This is a genomic window from Paraburkholderia edwinii (genome assembly GCF_019428685.1).
Lineage (GTDB): Bacteria > Pseudomonadota > Gammaproteobacteria > Burkholderiales > Burkholderiaceae > Paraburkholderia > Paraburkholderia edwinii.
This window is the reverse complement of record NZ_CP080096.1, coordinates 1,791,565-1,807,131: the sequence shown is the minus strand read 5'-3', so window position 1 is coordinate 1,807,131 and position 15,567 is coordinate 1,791,565. Positions and strand designations below refer to the sequence as shown.

Here is a 15,567-nt window from a genome sequence, read left to right as displayed (position 1 = left end):
ACGCATGCGGCGGTGCGGCATAAGAACCGTCTACGTTATGCAGCGGCCTTCGAATTCAAGACCTGCTCCGCCACTTCATCGACCGCGGCCTTCGTGAGACGCACGATCTCATCGACGTCCGCGCGCGTCGCCACGAGCGGTGGCGCAAAGCCGAGAATGTCGCCGTGCGGCATGGCGCGCGCAATCAGTCCGCGCTGCATGGCGGCGGCCGACACGCGCGGCCCGACCTTCAAAGCGGGATCGAACGGCCGACGTCCGTCCTTGTCAGCCATAAACTCCAGTGCAGCAAGCATGCCTGCCCCGCGCACTTCGCCGACGAGCGGATGCGCATCGAATGCCGCATGCATCTGCTCGAGCAGGTAGGCGCCGGTTTTTGCAGCCTGTTCCGTGATGTTTTCGCGCTCCAGAATATCAAGGTTCGCGAGTGCCGCGGCTGCGCAGATCGGGTGACCCGAATACGTCCAGCCGTGTCCCATCGGTCCGTTCTCCTGTGACGCGCTGTCGATCACGTCCCACACGCGCTCGCTGACGATCACACCCGATAGTGGCGCATACGCGCTCGTCAGGCCCTTCGCGACGGTGATCAGATCCGGCTCGATGCCATAGTGCTGCGCGCCCATTTTCGAGCCGAGCCGGCCGAAGCCGCACACCACTTCGTCGCTGATCAGCAGGATGTCGTGCTTCTTCAACACCTTTTGAATCGCAGGCCAGTAACCGGCCGGGGGCGGCAGGATACCGCCCGTGCCCATCACCGGCTCGCCGATAAACGCAGCGATCGTATCGGCGCCCTCCTTGGCGATGAGCTTTTCGAGCTCGTCCACACAGTAATTGACGAACTGCGCTTCATCCATGCCGGCGGGCGCCTGACGGTACCAGTGCGGACAAACGGTGTGCTTCACGCGTTCGAGCGGCAGATCGAAATACTGGTGAAAGCTCGGCAGTCCGGTTAGCGAGCCCGTGACGATACCCGAGCCGTGATAGCCGCGCTGGCGCGAGATGATCTTCTTTTTGTTCGGACGGCCTTTCACGTTGTTGTAGTACCAGACAATCTTGATCTGCGTTTCGTTGGCGTCCGAACCCGACATGCCGTAGTAAACCTTCTTCATGCCGGCCGGCGACCAGTCAATGATGCGCGACGACAGCTCAATGATCGTATCGGTCGAATGTCCGACATACGTGTGGTAATACGCGAGTTTCTTCGCCTGCTCGTAGATCGCGTCGGCTACTTCGGTGCGACCGTAACCGATATTCACGCAGTAAAGGCCGGCGAACGCGTCGATATACGATTTGCCCTGATGGTCTTCGATGCGAATGCCCTTGGCGCCGGTCACGATGCGGCCCGGCAGCGCGCCGCTCGCATGGTCGTGCGCGTGTGTCGACGGATGCATGAAGTGCGCGCGGTCCGCGGAGAACAGCTGGTCGAGTGATTGAGTCATGGGTGCTCCTTCCTGGATGTGCGGTTGCGTTGGGTGCAACGGCGTTGTTTTCGAATGTCGTTCGACGTAACACTCAGTTCGCCGTACGGTACGTGTTTAGCTCGCGAGCGCGTGCGGCGCGCCGCGCGTCGCTTCAGCGACAGGCAGGCCCAGCTGGCCCAGACAGAAATAGCGCGTCTCGACAAACGGCTCGAAGCCCTCGAGTCCGCCTTCGCGGCCAAGACCCGATGCCTTCATGCCGCCGAACGGAATCGGCGCACCGGTGAACTTCGCGCCGTTGACCGACACCATCGCGAAGTCGAGACGGCGAATCACCTGAAACACCGTGTTCAGATCGGTCGCACACAGATACGCAGCGAGTCCGTATTCGGTGTCGTTGGCGCGCTCGATCGCCTCGTCGAGCGTGTCGAACGGCGACACCGCCGAGATCGGCGCGAAGTTCTCCTCGTCATAAACGCGCATGCCGGGCGTTGCATCCGCGATCACAGTCGGTTCGAAGAACCATCCGCCGCGTGCATGCGGCGTGCCACCTGCCGTGATGCGCGCGCCTTTCGTGCGCGCATCGTCGACGCGCGAGACCGTTGCATCGAAGGCGGCCTGATGCATAAGCGGGCCGACGTCGACGTTCGCATCGAACGCGGCGCCGACGCGCAGCAAGCGCACCGCTTCGGTGTACTGCTCGACGAATTGCTCATACAGCGGCCGTGCGACGAGAATGCGATTCGCCGCGCAGCAATCCTGGCCCGACGTCTGGAACTTCGCGGCCACGGCGACGCGCACCGCCTGTTCGAGATTGGCGTCTTCAGTGACGATAAACGGTGCATTGCCGCCGAGTTCGAGCGACGTCTTCTTGATGCCCGACTGCGCGGCGGCCTGCATCACCAGGCCGCCGACGCGCGTCGAACCGGTGAAGCTGACCGTGCGCACGCGCGGATCGCGCACGAGCGTTTCCATCGCCATTTGCGGCTCGCCGAGCACGACATTGAATACGCCCGGCGGAAAGCCCGCTTCTTCGGCAAGCTGCGCGAGTGCGAGCGCCGAAAACGGCGTTTCGTGGGCGGGCTTGATGACGACCGTGCAGCCAGCCGCCAGCGCCGCGGCGGCTTTGCGCGTGATCATCGCGTTCGGGAAATTCCACGGTGTGATCAATGCCGCCACGCCGACCGGTTCGAGCATCGTGCCCAGATGCGCGCCATCGATATGCGTCGGGATCGTGCGGCCGTTCAGGCGCTTGCCTTCGTGCGCGAACCATTCGATAAAACTCGCGCCATAGGCAATTTCGCCGCGCGATTCGGCAAGCGGCTTGCCTTGCTCGATCGACAGAATGCCGGCGAGATCGTGCTGATGACGCATCACGAGTTCGTGCCAGCGCAGCAGCAGCTCTGCGCGTTTATTGACCGGAACGTAGCGCCAGCTTTCGAACGCACGCTGCGCGGCGTCGACGGCTTGCGTGATCTGCGGCGCTTCGAGCATCGGTACATGACCGATCACTTCCTGGTCCGCGGGGTTCTGCACGGCAACCGTGGACGCGCTATCGCTATGCACCCAGCGTCCATCGACGTAGCACAGCGATTTGAATAGAACGGGATGACCCAGCAACATGACGACCTCCTCCGTGTTCGATATCTCCTGGTAATGTAGACGGGATGGGGACACGATTTTTTTGGTTCGGGCACCTGCGCGTTGCTGATTTTTCTGTATTGCGCGTGTTAGGTTTGTGTTTTTCTGGCGCGATGTTTGCCCGTGTTTTCACGCGTTACGCGTCGTCGCCTGACGCGTCGCCGTCGGCCCAATCGGGCAAATCTTCCGGCATGTTTTTCACGACTTTGGTCACGATATATGTGAAATACCGCTCGATGCCGAGTTCATCGGTGAGCAGCGAATCGATAAAGCGCTGGTAGTGGTCGATATCGCGCGACATCACGTGCAACACGTAGTCGACGCCGCCGCCGGTCGCGTGGCATTGCACCACTTCAGGCGCGGCCGCGACGCGCTCTTCGAAACGGCGCATATCGTGTGCCGTATGCCGCGCCAGCGTAACTTCGACGATGATGCGGCTGCCCTTGAACGCGCGCGCCCAGTCGACGTCGGCGCGATAGCCACGGATCACACCGCTTTCCTCGAGCCGGCGCACGCGCTCCCACGCCGGCGAAATCGACAGGTTCACCTCCTCGGCGAGACGCGATTTCGTGATGCGTCCGTCGCGCGCGAGGATGCGCAAAATGGCGAGATCGTAGCGGTCGAGCTTCATGTCGTGCGCGTGCGTATGCCGTCCCGTTTGCGTTGATGATGACTATAGGACAGTCGTTCGCGGTGCGGCCGGTTACTTTGCACCATGAGCAACCGGAATGCCGCGTTCGACCACATCGGCCACCACCGCCACTGTGTCGCCGATATGCACGAGGCCCGGAAAATGCCGCGCCGCCAGCAATCCGCCGCGGCGCGCGCGGTATTCGACGGGCGGTACGCCGGTACGCGTCGCGTCGTAGATGCGCGCGACTACATCTCCCGCTTCGACCATTTCGCCGAGGTCCTTGCACAGTTCGAGCAAGCCGTCGTGTTCGCTTGTCGTGTAGCAGGCGCCGTCGGGCATATCGAGCAGCGTCGTCGTGCGTGCGGCAGCGTTGTCCGCGCCCGCCGCTTGCGGAACAGTCTTCTGCGCATACTGCGCGTTCCACGCAAGCACGCCTGCATGCGCGAGAAATCCGTATACGCCGCGCACCGCAACCGCGACGCTTTCAACCGTGGCCGTGCCGCCACCGCCCAGTTCGGTCGACACGAACACCTTGCCCGCTTCTTCGACGGCGCTGTCGAACAAGCCAATGCTATCGAGTTCGAGCATCCGCATCGAATACGGCGCACCAAACGCGTTCATCGCCGCTTCGCAGCGCGCCTGCTGCGCCGCGTCTTCCAGCACGTGAATCGCGGCGAACGGCACGAAATCGAGCGTACGGCCGCCCGCATGGATATCGAGCACATAGTCAGCAAGCGGCAGCAGATAACGCTGGAAGTAGTCGGCAATCTTTTCCGTGACCGTGCCGTCCGGTTTGCCCGGGAAGCTGCGGTTCAGATTGCCGCGATCGATCGGCGACGTGCGCGTGCCCGCGCGAAACGCCGGGTAGTTCATATACGGCACGATAATCACACGGCCGCTCACGTCGCTCGCCTTGAGCGTCGATGCGAGTTTCGCGAGCGCGATCGGTCCTTCGTACTCGTCGCCGTGATTGCCGCCCGTGAGCAGCACGGTCGGCCCTTCGCCGCGACGGATCACGGTGATCGGAATCATCACTGCGCCCCACGCGGACGCATCGTGCGAATACGGCAGCTTCAGAAAGCCGTGCTGCTCGCCCTCGGCATTGAAATCGACAGTGGCCTGAATCGGCGATGCCCTCATGTGCTACTCCTTCACGAACAGCTTGCGCGGTGTGTTGCAGAACGTCTCGACGCCGGTTTGGGTAATCAGGATGCTTTCCGTGATTTCGAGGCCCCAGTCGTCGAGCCATAGCCCCGGCATGAAGTGAAACGTCATGTCCGGTTCGAGGACCGTCTTGTCCCCGGGACGCAAACTCATCGTGCGCTCGCCCCAGTCCGGCGGATAGCTCGCGCCGATCGGATAACCGCAGCGGCTGTTCTTTTCGATACCGGCCTTGCGCAGCACCGCAAAGAACGCGTTGGCGATGTCTTCGCACGTGTTGCCGGGCTTCGCCATCGCAAGCCCTGCTTCGATGCCTTCAACTACGGCACGCTCGCCTTCGATGAAATGCTTCGGCGGCTTGCCAAGATACACGGTGCGCGACTGCGGGCAGTGATAACGCCTGAAGCAGCCGGCGATTTCGAAGAACGTGCCCGCGTCTTTCGCAAACGGCGTGTCGTCCCACGTCAGATGGGGTGCGGCCGCATCGGCGCCGGTCGGCAGCAGCGGCACGATGGCCGGATAGTCGCCGCCATGGCCTTCCACACCGCGGATACCGGTCGAATAGATCTCGGCGACGAGATCGCTCTTGCGCATGCCCGGCTCGATCTTCTCGACGATATGCGCATGCATCTTCTCGACGATGCGCGCAGCCACGCGCATATATTCGATTTCGCGCGGCGACTTGACCGCGCGCTGCCAGTTCACGAGCGACGTTGCGTCGTGCCATTTCGCGTTCGGCAGGTTCTGCACGAGCGAGCCATACGCGGCCGCGCTGAAATAGTAGTTATCCATTTCGACACCGATGCGCTTCGCTTGCCAGCCGCGTGCGCCGACCACTTCGCGCGCGAGGTAGTCCATCGGATGGCGCTCGGTCGACTGCACATAATGATCGGGATAACCGACGATATTTTCGCGCCGCATAAACACGGTGCGCAATGCGCCGTTCGCGTCCTGGCCGCGGCCGAACCACACGGGCTCGCCTTCGAGCGCGAGCAGCACGCACTGGTGCACATAGAACGACCAGCCATCGTAGCCGGTCAGCCACGCCATATTGGTCGGGTCGCTGACGATCAGCAGATCGATGCCCGCCATCTGCATCGCGCGGCGCGTCTTTGCGATCCGCGTGTCGTATTCGGCCCGTTCGAACGGTAGCCGCACGACCGGCCCAGCAGCCTGTTGCTTCTGTTGTGTCGATTCCGCCATTGTCTCCTCTCAGCGCGCCGCTGCGCGCGTTGCTTCGTTACGGAAAAGGGTTCCTGCGCCGGTTGCGCGCGCACGCGCGAGCGCGAGCGCCGCAATCGCGGTGTCCTGCGCGCCGGTGCCGGTCAAATCGCACAGCGTAATCTCATCGTCGCTTGCGCGACCTTGACTCGTGCCCGCGATGACCTGTCCAAGCTCGGTGAAGGCAGCGCGCGCATCGACTGCGCCGGCTTCGAGTGCGTGATGCAATTCGCCGAGCACGCGCGTTTGCGATACGCGGTCGCAGATATAGCGAACCGCCGCCAATGCGGTCGGTGCGATCTCGTTCTTGTGCTCCGCGTCCGAACCCATCGCGGTGATATGCAAACCCGGATGCAGGTCGGCCGCCTGAATCAGCGGTTCGGTGCTCGGTGTCGTCGTGATCGCGATATCCGCTTCAACCAATGCATGATGCGGGTCGCGCGCGACTTCGCATGTGACGTTCATCTGCGCTGCGATATCGCTTGCAAACCGCTCGGCACTATCGCGCCGGCGTGCCCACACGCTTACACGTTTGAACGGCCGCACCAGCGATAAAGCCTGCAATTGCAGACGTGCCTGTTCACCCGCGCCCAGCACGGCGACATGCGGCGTAGCGCGCTTCGCGAGCCAGCGCGCGGCAACCGCGCCGGCGGCCGCGGTACGCACCGCGGTCAGATAGCCGTTGTCGAGCAGCACCGCTTCAGTCAAGCCGGTTTTCGCCGACAGCACGAGCATCAGACCATTGAGGCTCGGCAAGCCGAGCTTCGGATTGTCGAAAAAGCCCGGGCTGACCTTGATCGCGAAGCTGTCGAAGCGCGGCAGATAGGCGGTTTTCACATCGACTTCGCCGTTGTGGTCGGGCAGATCGAGCCGCAAAATCGGCGGCATCGCGACCGCTTCGGTGGCAAGCGACGCGAACGCGGCTTCGACCTGGTCGATCGCGGCAAGATCGAGCGGCACGAATTCGCGAAGCTGGACTTCGCTTAGCAGAGTGATGGCTGTCATGATGAGTGTCCGGTTCGGGTCGCGTGGATCAGGCGTCGTTGCTCGCGGCCCCGTCGCTCCGTGCTTTGTTGCCGAGTGCTTCGTTAATTACGCGGCGATGCTGGTCGATATCGATGTTCGCGCCGGTCACGATCAGCACGAGCGGACCGCGCTGCAGCGAGTCTTCCTGCAACGTGTCGCGCAATGCGCCGTCGAGCAGCGCGGCGATGCCGACCGCCGCGGCGCCTTCAACAACCAGCCGCTCATGCCGATAGGCATGCACGACCCCGCGCGCAATCGACGCTTCGTCAAGCAGAATGACGTCGTCGATCAGCTCGCGCGTCAGCGCAAAGGTGTAGCGATTTTCGAGGCCGATGCCACCGCCAAGCGAATCGGCAAGCGTCTCCCGTTCGTCGACGAGTACGGGCTTGCCCGCCTCGAGGCTCGCATGCATCGCAGCGCCGCGCTCCATGGAAACGCCTGTCAAGCGCACCGCCGGGCTGATGTGCTTTGCGGCAAAAGCGACGCCCGCAAAAAGTCCGCCGCCCGACAACGGCACGACGATATTCGCGACATCGGGCAACGCTTCCAGTATTTCGAGTCCGAGCGTCGCCTGGCCTGCGATCACGTCGAGATGATCGAACGGCGGCACATAGGCAAAACCTTCTTCGCGCGTCATGCGCAATGCTTCGGCCTCCGCATCGTCCTGACTCTTGCCGACGATATGCGCACGCGCGCCGAGCGCGCGCACCGCTTCGACCTTATTGCCTGGCACGAGCGACGACATGCAAACGGTAGTTTCGATGCCGAGTGCGCGCGCCGCATACGCAACCGCACGTCCGTGATTGCCGGTCGATGCAGTCACGACGCGCTTGCAGCCCTGCTCCGCAAGACGCGCGAGCGCATTCGTCGCGCCGCGCAGCTTGAAGCTGCCGGTCGGCTGCACGGTTTCGAGCTTCAGGTAAACCGGCGTGCGCGCCAGCGCCGACAGCGACGCCGATTCGATCAGCGGCGAGCGGTACGCGCGGCCTTCGAGACGGCAGCGCGCATGGTAGACGTCGGCAAGCGTAAGAACAGACATGAGCTTCGATACTTCATTGAATGAAGCCCAGTCTAATGTTGCAGAAAATGATTTCTATTGTCCTGGTACATTTCAGCGGTGCCTGCCCGACAACACCACCGAGCGCGGCATGAATGCAGCGCCTTAAATCAGCCGAAATCGTGCACCTGCGGGTATTGCTCGAACACGTCGCGCATCGTTTCAAGCGCATCGAGATAGGTGTCTTCCCCAATCTCCGCGCCGACGCACAAGCGCACCGCATTCGGCCGATCGGCGCCGCGCACAAGGAACGGGTCAGGCGACGTTACCGCGATATCGCGATTGCGCAATTCGCGCACGAGCCGGTCCGCCTGCCAGTGGTCCGGCACGCGCAACCACGCGGACAGCGCATGCGGATGAGCACCGAGAATGTATTCGCCCAGCACCTGTTGCAGCGCGATCTGACGTTTTTCGAGCCGCTCGCGCTGGATCTGCACGAGGCGCGCGGCGGTGCCATCGTTGATCCAGCGTGTCGCGACTTCCGCTATCGGCGACGTCGCCATCCAGCTGCTCACGCGCAGCACGCTTTCGACGCGCAGCGCGAGGCGGCGTGGCGTTGTCATAAAGCCGACGCGCAAGCCCGCGAGCACGGACTTCGTCAGGCTCGTGCAGTAGAACGATAGCTCGGGAATCAGGCTCGAAATCGGCGGAATCGGTTTCACCGGCAATGGACCGTACACGCCATCTTCGATCACATAGACGCCATAGCGCTCCGCAATCCGCGCAATCGCGCGGCGCCGCGATTCGGGCATCATCGCGACGGTCGGATTGTTTAGCGTGGGCGTGCAGACGAGCGCGGTAATCCGCTCGCTGTCGCACATCTCTTCGAAGTGCTCAGGGTGTATGCCGTACTCGTCGATCTCGAGCCCTTTGAGCGTAAATCCGAGCACGTTTGCCGAACCGATCACGCCGTGGTCGGTCAGGCTTTCTGCAAGCACGGTATCGCCGGGACCGACGAGCGACGCGAGCGCGAGGAAAATGCCATGCGCGGCGCCGTTGGTGACGAGCAGCGTATCGATCGATGCGGGCATGCCGAGCGTCGCGAGCCAGTCGATGCCCGCCTGCCGATGATGTTCGAAGCCCGCGATCGGCCGGAACGCGCGAATCCACGGTTGATCTTCGGTGGCGGCGAGCGCGGCGCAGACCTTGCGCCACATCGCATCGTGTTCGGGCGTGTGGATGATCCGCGCAATCGAGAAGTCGACCACCGAGCGTTCGGCCGTGTCGAGCATATACGTCGACATTGCCTCGGTGACCCGCTCGGCAACGAAACTGCCGCGCCCCACTTCGCAGCGGATCAGCCCTTGCCGTTCGAGTTCCTTATACGCATTGGTGACGGTCTGCACACTGATCGACAGCTCGGACGCAACGTCGCGCTGAGGCGGCAGGCGCGTGCCCGCCGACAACTCCTCGCTTTCGATATCGCCGGCGATCGCCTTCACGAGCCGCTTGTATTTCGATTCAACGCCGTGCACCGCCAGCACGGCCTCCCGCCATTGCTCGATCAACTTGTTCTCCTCGCTCTTCTCCTATCCATAGTGCGACGAAATAGCGCCGGAAAAGAATTGTCCTAGAGCAATTCAGGCAAAAATTTTGGCTTTATACGCTGTGCCTTGTGGCGATGGCGCGCATACCGCGTGCCATGGCACGGTCAACGTCTGCGCGCAACGTAAGCTCAGCGGCGCCGACCAACGCGGCCGTCAAGCGCTGCCGCGTTTGCCGCGCGCAAGTTCGTCGCCGCTGCCCTGAGGAAGATGTGCGGTCACGGGAATCGACGCGCAGGAGAAGAGACCGACCACGAGAAAGGCCGGCCAGAAATCGGACCACACAATCGCCTTGTGCCCTTGCAGCACGTGCGATATCTGCAGCACGATTCCGGCGATCGTCACGCCGAGACCGAGCGACAGTTGCTGGATCACGCTCGACACGCCTGTCGCGCGGCCCACGTCGCGGCTCGGGATATCCGCATACGCAAGCGAGTTCAGCGACGTGAATTGCAGCGAAGGGAAAATGCCGCCGACCAGCACGACACACCAGATCAGCCAATGTGGCGTGCCCGGAAAGAACAGCCCATAGACCGCGATCGCGCAGCCCGCGAATGCGGCGTTATAGATCAGCACGGTTCGGAAGCCGAAGCGTCGAAGCACGCGCGACGCGATCGTCTTCATAAAGATCGCGCCGAACGCCGACGCGCACGTAATCGACCCGGACTTGAACGCGGTCATGCCGAGTCCTTCCTGCAACGCAAGCGGCAACAGAAACGGCACCGCGCCCAGGCCGATGCGAAACAGCGACCCGCCGACCACGCTCGCATGGAAAGAAGGAATACGCAGCAACTTGAGATCGAGCACCGGCGATTCGACACGGCTCGCATAGAACCAGTAGACCAATAGCAGCCCGGCGCCGAGCGCACACATCACGATCGTCGCGGTGTCCGACACGAGCCCGGTGCCGATCAGCGACAGCCCAAGCATCAGCAGCGCCGCGCCGCTCGCCGACAGCAGGAAGCCGAACCAGTCGAGCCGCCCCGGATGCGGTTCACGCAGATTCTGGATATGCCGGTTCGTGAGCCAGATGCCGAAAATACCGATCGGCACGTTGACGAAGAAAATCAACCGCCAGTGCAGGTACGTCGTGATGAAGCCGCCGATCGGCGGTCCGACGACCGGCCCAAGCAGCGCAGGCACCGTCAGATAGTTGACCGCGCGGATGAACTCCGACTTCGGCATCGAACGGAAGATGATGATGCGCCCGACCGGCACCATCAGCGCGCCGCCCACGCCTTGCACGAAACGCGCGGCAACGAGTGTGGCAAGCGACGTCGACGCCGCGCACATCAGCGAACCGACAACGAAGATCCCGATCGCCGTGCGAAACACCGTGCGCGAGCCGAAGCGGTCGGCCACCCAGCCGCAGATCGGAATAAACACGCCAAGGCCGATCACATAGCTCGTAACCGCGAGTTTCAGTGTGATCGGGTCACTGCCGAAGTCGCGCGCAATCACCGGCAGCGACGTGACGATGACTGTCGAGTCCACGTTCTCCATGAACATCGCGCATGCGACGATCAAAGGAACGATAAAGGCGCCTAATGCAAGAGGCATGCAAGGGCTTGAAAATGGAAACCGCGGTACGGCAACCGCGGTATGACGACCATTTAACGGTTACGATACCGCGGCACAAACGGAATGCTCGGTGCGGTGCCGGGTGCGGCGTTGCTTGCGGCGAAGCTTTTAGCGCGATGCGCCGACCAATGGCTGAAGCACCGGCAGAATCTCGGCGGCCGCACGCTCGACATCATTCGGGAAGTCGATTTCAATCCACGGCGCGCCGGTCACGTCTGCCGTTTCGAACACGTGGCTGCGTTCGAGCAGCAGGTCGCGCACCGCTTCTTCGTGCGGCAGATTCGCGCGGCCGCTATCGATATAACCGGCGACGATCTCCGCGAAACGCTTCGCCGTCTCTTCACGCAGACGGAAGAAACCGATCGATTCGCCGATCGTGTCGTACGCGAGATTCGCTGCGACCTGCTTGCGCAATTCGACCGGCACGCCGTCTTTCAGACACAGCTTCACCGGCTCATCGCCGGTTTCGAAGTCGCGATCGATCAGCAGGCGGTTCGTGTGCTGCCCCGCCACGAGCGGCGCCAGAATGCGTTCGTCGTACAGCACGTCCGCATCCATCAACAGCACGTCGCCGCCGCGCGTCAGCGCATCGGCGACCGTATGCACGGTCAGCACGCTGCCCAGGTCGTAGCGCGGGTTCAGCATGATTTCGACGGGCCGATGCCAGCCGATCCGCTTCAGTTCCGCTTCGACCGATTCGGGCTGAAAGCCGAGCGCGAGCACGACTTCATGCACGCCTGCCGCGTCGAGCATCTGCAGATGACGCTCGAGCAGCGTCATGCCGTCAAAGCGCAGCAGGCATTTCGGGTATTGTTCGCCGGGCTGTTGCTGAAGACGCAGGCCGAGGCCCGCGGCAAGAATGATGGCGCGCATTCGCGGTCCTTCCGTTTTCGGTTTTCGGGTGAATCGGGGATGAATCAATCAGTGGCCGGCATGCGCGTGGTGCGCCGCCGTTGCCAGCTTCTTTCGCTGAAATGCAGATAGAGCAGTCCCGGCAGACCGAGCAGCAACTCGCGTGCGCGCTTCGAGAGCGACAGCGCGAGCGCGGCTTCGGGCGGCAGGCCAACGAGCGGTGCAAGCAGCAGATAGCCGCCTTCCTGCACGCCGAGCGAGCCGGGAATCGCAAATGCGGCGCCGCGAATCGCCTGGCCGATGCTTTCGAGCAGCAACGCGTCGACCCAATCGACCGGGTGGCCGAGAAAGCGCAACGCGAGCCACACCTCCGCGGTGCCGACCATCCAGCCGGCAAGGCTCAGCATAAAGCTCGCGACAACGCGGCGGCGCTCGCTGTACAAGGCCTGTACGGCTGCGTCGACGGCGTCGGCGCGCATCGTCAGCGACGACCAGTCGCGCTTGCCGAATACCTTCGACATCGCACGCAGCGCCCGGCCAAAGAGACCGCGCCGCTGAGCCAGATAGAAGCCGACCACCATCGCGCCGAGCACCGCAGTCGCGATGGTCGCGGCGGTCTCGAGGTTATGGAAGGCGCCGTGCGAGGCGAAAGCGCCGAACAGAAACAGGCCGAGCATCGCGAAAACCAGCTGTGCGATCGCTTGCAAGGTCGTGCTGACCGTGATCGCGGCAGCCGCATCGCGCATCGGCATGCCGCGCTGCGCGAGCTGGCGCACCATCATCACGGGGCCGCCGATCTGGCCGGCCGGCAACAGGCTGTTCACCGATTCGCCGATCCAGCGCGCAAAGATCGCATCGCGTTCGGTGACCCGATCGCGACGCCTCTCGAACAGCACCGAAATCGCGCCCGCATCGAGCACGAGCGGTATCAGATGCAGCGCCGCAACGAGAGCGAGCCCCCAGCCTGCGGTCATCAGCGTCGATGCGACGGAGCCGAAGCCCTGCCATGCGAGCAGCGCGACGAACAGCGCGCCGCCGATCGTCAGCAGGATCACGGCGGCCCGAGTCACGCGCGCCCTCCGTTATTGCCGTTGTTGCCACCCTTGTTGCCGCCCTTATTGCCAACGCCGGCAAGCTGGCGGAATACCTGGCGGAAGCCGAAATACGCGATCGCGTCCTTGAAGTTCGAGATCACGCGGCGCCACGGGCGCATATTCGGATCGGTCACGTATTCGAAGGTCAGCGAGACGCGCATTTCGTTGTCTTTGGCCGGCGAGATGCGATGGCGCAGCGTATCGCCGTCGAAGAACACGAGGCCGCCCGGCGGAATCTGCACCGAACCGGGCACGTCGGCCACGTCGGGATTTTTCGTGTGCAGTTCGTAGTCGAGACGGCACGACGATTCGTCGATCACGCCGAGCAGCAGCGTGTAGCGGCGACCGTCGTAGTACGACGTGTCGTAATGCCAGCCGATATGGTCGCCGGCGCGCGTGTAGTAATACAGCGCGTAAGCATGCGGGTCGTCGTCGGGCGACACGAGCAGCTTGTCGCCGGTCAATTGTTCGAGCCAGCCGATCAGTTCCTTCGACCGGTACAGCTCGGCGATAAACGGCGCAAGCCGGTCGATCGTATGGCGGCTCACGCTGCCGCCCTGCTTGTGGCCCGGCAGATAGTTGCGGTTGACCTCGCCAAGCAGCCCGCGCGCGCTCACAACGAGTTGCGCGGTCACTTCGGGCGCGAGGAATTCGTCGAGGTACAGGAACGAGCCCTGGTCGGCGAACTGTTTGCGCAGCTGCGGATTGTCGAACCCGCGCACGCGGCCTGCGACCGCCCGATCGGGGTCCGGAACGGCCGCTGCCGGCGGCGAGCCGGCAGCGAGAGAAGAAGCTTGCACAACGACGTACGGCTGTTCGGCTGACGTGCTCATCGGCTAACCCAAATCTGACTGGCTTCCTGCTTGGCTTCCATCAATGGACGGCTGCGGCGCACGACGCGCCGATGGTCGACCACGACCCATGCGGCAAAGAGCGGCGCGCCGATCGATGCGGCGATCAGGAACGGCGTGACACCGCCAAACAAGGTGACGAGCGGCAACAGATACAGCACGTCTTCGGTTTCGAAGCCGCCGACCGATGCCTGCTTCGTGCCGGCCTTGCCTTCCATTTCCTCGATGCGCATGCGCAGGAAAAAGATCAGCGCCACCGCAACGCCTGCGACGCACCCGAGCAGGAACGGCGACACGCTGACGCCGATCCAGCCCTGCACGCTTGCGGCTTGCACGCCATAGCCCATGCCACCGAACAACAGGACCGTGACGAGCGCATCCGATGCCAGATCGTAAAAATGACCGATACGACTTGATTTGCCGCTGACGCGCGCCAGCTCGCCGTCAGTGTGATCGACGAAATTGGACAGGATGATGAAGAACGCACCGAGATTGGTCCATCCGTAGCCACCGCGCGCCAGACAAAGCGCGCCCGCGAGGCCGATCAACAGCCGGACGGTGGTGAGGTGGTTCGGTGTCACGCGAGTGTTGACGAGCGGCATGATCAGCCGTCGCGCCAATTTGGCGTCCCACATTCTGGGCGGCGGAACGATTTTGGGCGCCGCCGATTGGGGTTCTTTCGATGTCATAACCCGGCAATATATACGGGAATGGATTTTCATGCCCGCATTTGTCTTCATTCTGTTGGTTTCGGCGGGATCGACCGCCCAGCATCGCAAGCAGGAATTGACAAAGCCCGCTAAAGTGCCGCCTTTGTTGCCGAATTGTTGTGAAAATGTCGGGTGGCCTCATATGCCGTTGATTATTTCACCGGCCATGCGAGGCGTCGGCTGGCAACCCACACAATGCGACGCGAACCGCGTGCATTCGACCAAAAAATGAAACGCACCTTCAGTCACTTTTTCGCGGCGCTTATTGCCGCTGCTGCTGCCACCACCCCACTGGTTTCGCATGCGACCGAGCTCGACGCGGCGCTGGCTTGCGGCGAGTCCGCGCACCGGTTCATCGGCGACCTTGCGGATCAGCAGCTGATCGACCCGGAGCCGATGCGCGTCGAGAGCAATTCGATCAATGCGTTCCAGCCGGCGCGCGGCGAGCGGCTCACGGCGTTCGGCTTCAGCGTGTTTGCGGTGGTCGGCTATGAACAGGACGATCCACTCTTTAAACGCGGCAAGGGCGAGCCGCTTGCGAAGTCGGCCTACGGCGCAGTGGTGTTCGGCAACACGGAAAAGGTGCAGGCGGTCGTCACGGAAGCGGGCAGCAACGCGATCGTGCACCACGTCGGACCGCATATCACGGCGATCTTCTGCAAGCGAAAATAAGCGTTTCTTGTAAGGTCTGCGCGAACGCCCCATGAGGTCGAGCGCCGGTTCGGCTGCGTTGTCCACAGCTTCATTGAATAACAATGTGGAAAACCTGCGCACACGAGC

General features: G+C 62.8%; 16 protein-coding genes. 3 read left to right on the top strand and 13 right to left on the bottom strand.

The annotated features are described in order from the left end of the window. Positions 1–35 precede the first annotated feature (35 nt). From KZJ38_RS29875 to eutB, 7 genes are all read right to left on the bottom strand, one after another. Positions 36–1,436, bottom strand: a complete 1,401-nt coding sequence (locus KZJ38_RS29875; RefSeq protein WP_219800686.1) for an aspartate aminotransferase family protein — start codon at positions 1,434–1,436, stop codon at positions 36–38. A gap of 96 nt (positions 1,437–1,532) precedes the next feature. After that, entirely contained in the window at positions 1,533–3,038 is a 1,506-nt protein-coding gene (locus KZJ38_RS29870; protein ID WP_219800685.1) for an NAD-dependent succinate-semialdehyde dehydrogenase, read from the bottom strand. A 154-nt stretch (positions 3,039–3,192) separates the two neighbouring features. After that, positions 3,193–3,687, bottom strand: coding sequence for an Lrp/AsnC family transcriptional regulator (locus tag KZJ38_RS29865; RefSeq protein WP_219800684.1), 495 nt, complete (start codon positions 3,685–3,687; stop codon positions 3,193–3,195). Between the two features lie 72 nt (positions 3,688–3,759). Beyond that, the gene (gene doeB, locus KZJ38_RS29860; protein ID WP_219800683.1) at positions 3,760–4,830 is read right to left on the bottom strand and encodes a N(2)-acetyl-L-2,4-diaminobutanoate deacetylase DoeB; all 1,071 of its coding nucleotides are present in this window, start codon (positions 4,828–4,830) and stop codon (positions 3,760–3,762) included. A gap of 3 nt (positions 4,831–4,833) precedes the next feature. Continuing rightward, positions 4,834–6,054 (bottom strand): ectoine hydrolase DoeA, encoded by a 1,221-nt coding sequence (gene doeA / locus KZJ38_RS29855; protein ID WP_219800682.1) that lies wholly within the window; start codon positions 6,052–6,054, stop codon positions 4,834–4,836. 9 nt (positions 6,055–6,063) lie between these two features. Then, positions 6,064–7,077: a cyclodeaminase gene (locus KZJ38_RS29850; RefSeq protein WP_219800681.1), complete on the bottom strand. Its 1,014-nt coding sequence runs from the start codon at positions 7,075–7,077 to the stop codon at positions 6,064–6,066. Between the two features lie 28 nt (positions 7,078–7,105). Beyond that, positions 7,106–8,137, bottom strand: coding sequence for a hydroxyectoine utilization dehydratase EutB (eutB, locus tag KZJ38_RS29845; RefSeq protein ID WP_219800680.1), 1,032 nt, complete (start codon positions 8,135–8,137; stop codon positions 7,106–7,108). Between eutB and KZJ38_RS36965 the strand changes: the two genes are divergently transcribed. Beyond that, a complete protein-coding gene (locus KZJ38_RS36965; RefSeq protein ID WP_281425835.1) occupies positions 8,136–8,264 on the top strand; it encodes a hypothetical protein in 129 nt (42 codons plus the stop codon). The genes eutB and KZJ38_RS36965 overlap by 2 nt on opposite strands. A 1-nt stretch (position 8,265) precedes the next feature. Here the strand turns inward: KZJ38_RS36965 and ehuR are convergent, their stop codons facing one another. The 6 genes from ehuR to KZJ38_RS29815 form a co-directional block, all read right to left on the bottom strand. Then, positions 8,266–9,663: a MocR-like ectoine utilization transcription factor EhuR gene (gene ehuR, locus KZJ38_RS29840; protein ID WP_219800679.1), complete on the bottom strand. Its 1,398-nt coding sequence runs from the start codon at positions 9,661–9,663 to the stop codon at positions 8,266–8,268. A gap of 192 nt (positions 9,664–9,855) precedes the next feature. Beyond that, the gene (locus tag KZJ38_RS29835; protein WP_219800678.1) at positions 9,856–11,259 is read right to left on the bottom strand and encodes an MFS transporter; all 1,404 of its coding nucleotides are present in this window, start codon (positions 11,257–11,259) and stop codon (positions 9,856–9,858) included. A 129-nt stretch (positions 11,260–11,388) separates the two neighbouring features. Beyond that, positions 11,389–12,153: a phosphocholine cytidylyltransferase family protein gene (locus KZJ38_RS29830; RefSeq protein WP_219800677.1), complete on the bottom strand. Its 765-nt coding sequence runs from the start codon at positions 12,151–12,153 to the stop codon at positions 11,389–11,391. Between the two features lie 44 nt (positions 12,154–12,197). Further along, positions 12,198–13,202: a flippase-like domain-containing protein gene (locus KZJ38_RS29825; RefSeq protein WP_219800676.1), complete on the bottom strand. Its 1,005-nt coding sequence runs from the start codon at positions 13,200–13,202 to the stop codon at positions 12,198–12,200. After that, positions 13,199–14,059 (bottom strand): HalD/BesD family halogenase, encoded by an 861-nt coding sequence (locus KZJ38_RS29820; protein WP_246641833.1) that lies wholly within the window; start codon positions 14,057–14,059, stop codon positions 13,199–13,201. The genes KZJ38_RS29825 and KZJ38_RS29820 overlap by 4 nt, the downstream gene beginning before the upstream one ends. Then, positions 14,056–14,766 carry a CDP-alcohol phosphatidyltransferase family protein gene (locus KZJ38_RS29815; protein WP_425518380.1) on the bottom strand — a complete coding sequence of 237 codons (711 nt, stop codon included), beginning with the start codon at positions 14,764–14,766 and terminating at the stop codon, positions 14,056–14,058. The genes KZJ38_RS29820 and KZJ38_RS29815 overlap by 4 nt, the downstream gene beginning before the upstream one ends. Between KZJ38_RS29815 and KZJ38_RS29810 the strand changes: the two genes are divergently transcribed. Both KZJ38_RS29810 and KZJ38_RS29805 read left to right on the top strand, forming a co-directional pair. Next, positions 14,678–15,019, top strand: coding sequence for a hypothetical protein (locus KZJ38_RS29810; protein WP_219800674.1), 342 nt, complete (start codon positions 14,678–14,680; stop codon positions 15,017–15,019). The genes KZJ38_RS29815 and KZJ38_RS29810 overlap by 89 nt on opposite strands. Next, positions 15,016–15,459 carry a hypothetical protein gene (locus tag KZJ38_RS29805; protein WP_219800673.1) on the top strand — a complete coding sequence of 148 codons (444 nt, stop codon included), beginning with the start codon at positions 15,016–15,018 and terminating at the stop codon, positions 15,457–15,459. Before KZJ38_RS29810 ends, KZJ38_RS29805 begins: the two co-directional genes overlap by 4 nt. Positions 15,460–15,567 lie beyond the last annotated feature (108 nt).

Coding starts and splice junctions, on each gene's coding strand:
- KZJ38_RS36965 (WP_281425835.1), top strand. CDS start 8,136: ATGAGCTTCGATACTTCATTGAATGAAGCCCAGTCTAATGTTGCAGAA.
- KZJ38_RS29810 (WP_219800674.1), top strand. CDS start 14,678: ATGATCAGCCGTCGCGCCAATTTGGCGTCCCACATTCTGGGCGGCGGA.
- KZJ38_RS29835 (WP_219800678.1), bottom strand. CDS start 11,259: ATGCCTCTTGCATTAGGCGCCTTTATCGTTCCTTTGATCGTCGCATGC.
- doeB (WP_219800683.1), bottom strand. CDS start 4,830: ATGAGGGCATCGCCGATTCAGGCCACTGTCGATTTCAATGCCGAGGGC.
- KZJ38_RS29815 (WP_425518380.1), bottom strand. CDS start 14,766: ATGACATCGAAAGAACCCCAATCGGCGGCGCCCAAAATCGTTCCGCCG.
- eutB (WP_219800680.1), bottom strand. CDS start 8,137: ATGTCTGTTCTTACGCTTGCCGACGTCTACCATGCGCGCTGCCGTCTC.
- KZJ38_RS29805 (WP_219800673.1), top strand. CDS start 15,016: ATGAAACGCACCTTCAGTCACTTTTTCGCGGCGCTTATTGCCGCTGCT.
- KZJ38_RS29870 (WP_219800685.1), bottom strand. CDS start 3,038: ATGTTGCTGGGTCATCCCGTTCTATTCAAATCGCTGTGCTACGTCGAT.
- KZJ38_RS29830 (WP_219800677.1), bottom strand. CDS start 12,153: ATGCGCGCCATCATTCTTGCCGCGGGCCTCGGCCTGCGTCTTCAGCAA.
- KZJ38_RS29850 (WP_219800681.1), bottom strand. CDS start 7,077: ATGACAGCCATCACTCTGCTAAGCGAAGTCCAGCTTCGCGAATTCGTG.
- KZJ38_RS29820 (WP_246641833.1), bottom strand. CDS start 14,059: ATGAGCACGTCAGCCGAACAGCCGTACGTCGTTGTGCAAGCTTCTTCT.
- KZJ38_RS29875 (WP_219800686.1), bottom strand. CDS start 1,436: ATGACTCAATCACTCGACCAGCTGTTCTCCGCGGACCGCGCGCACTTC.
- doeA (WP_219800682.1), bottom strand. CDS start 6,054: ATGGCGGAATCGACACAACAGAAGCAACAGGCTGCTGGGCCGGTCGTG.
- KZJ38_RS29865 (WP_219800684.1), bottom strand. CDS start 3,687: ATGAAGCTCGACCGCTACGATCTCGCCATTTTGCGCATCCTCGCGCGC.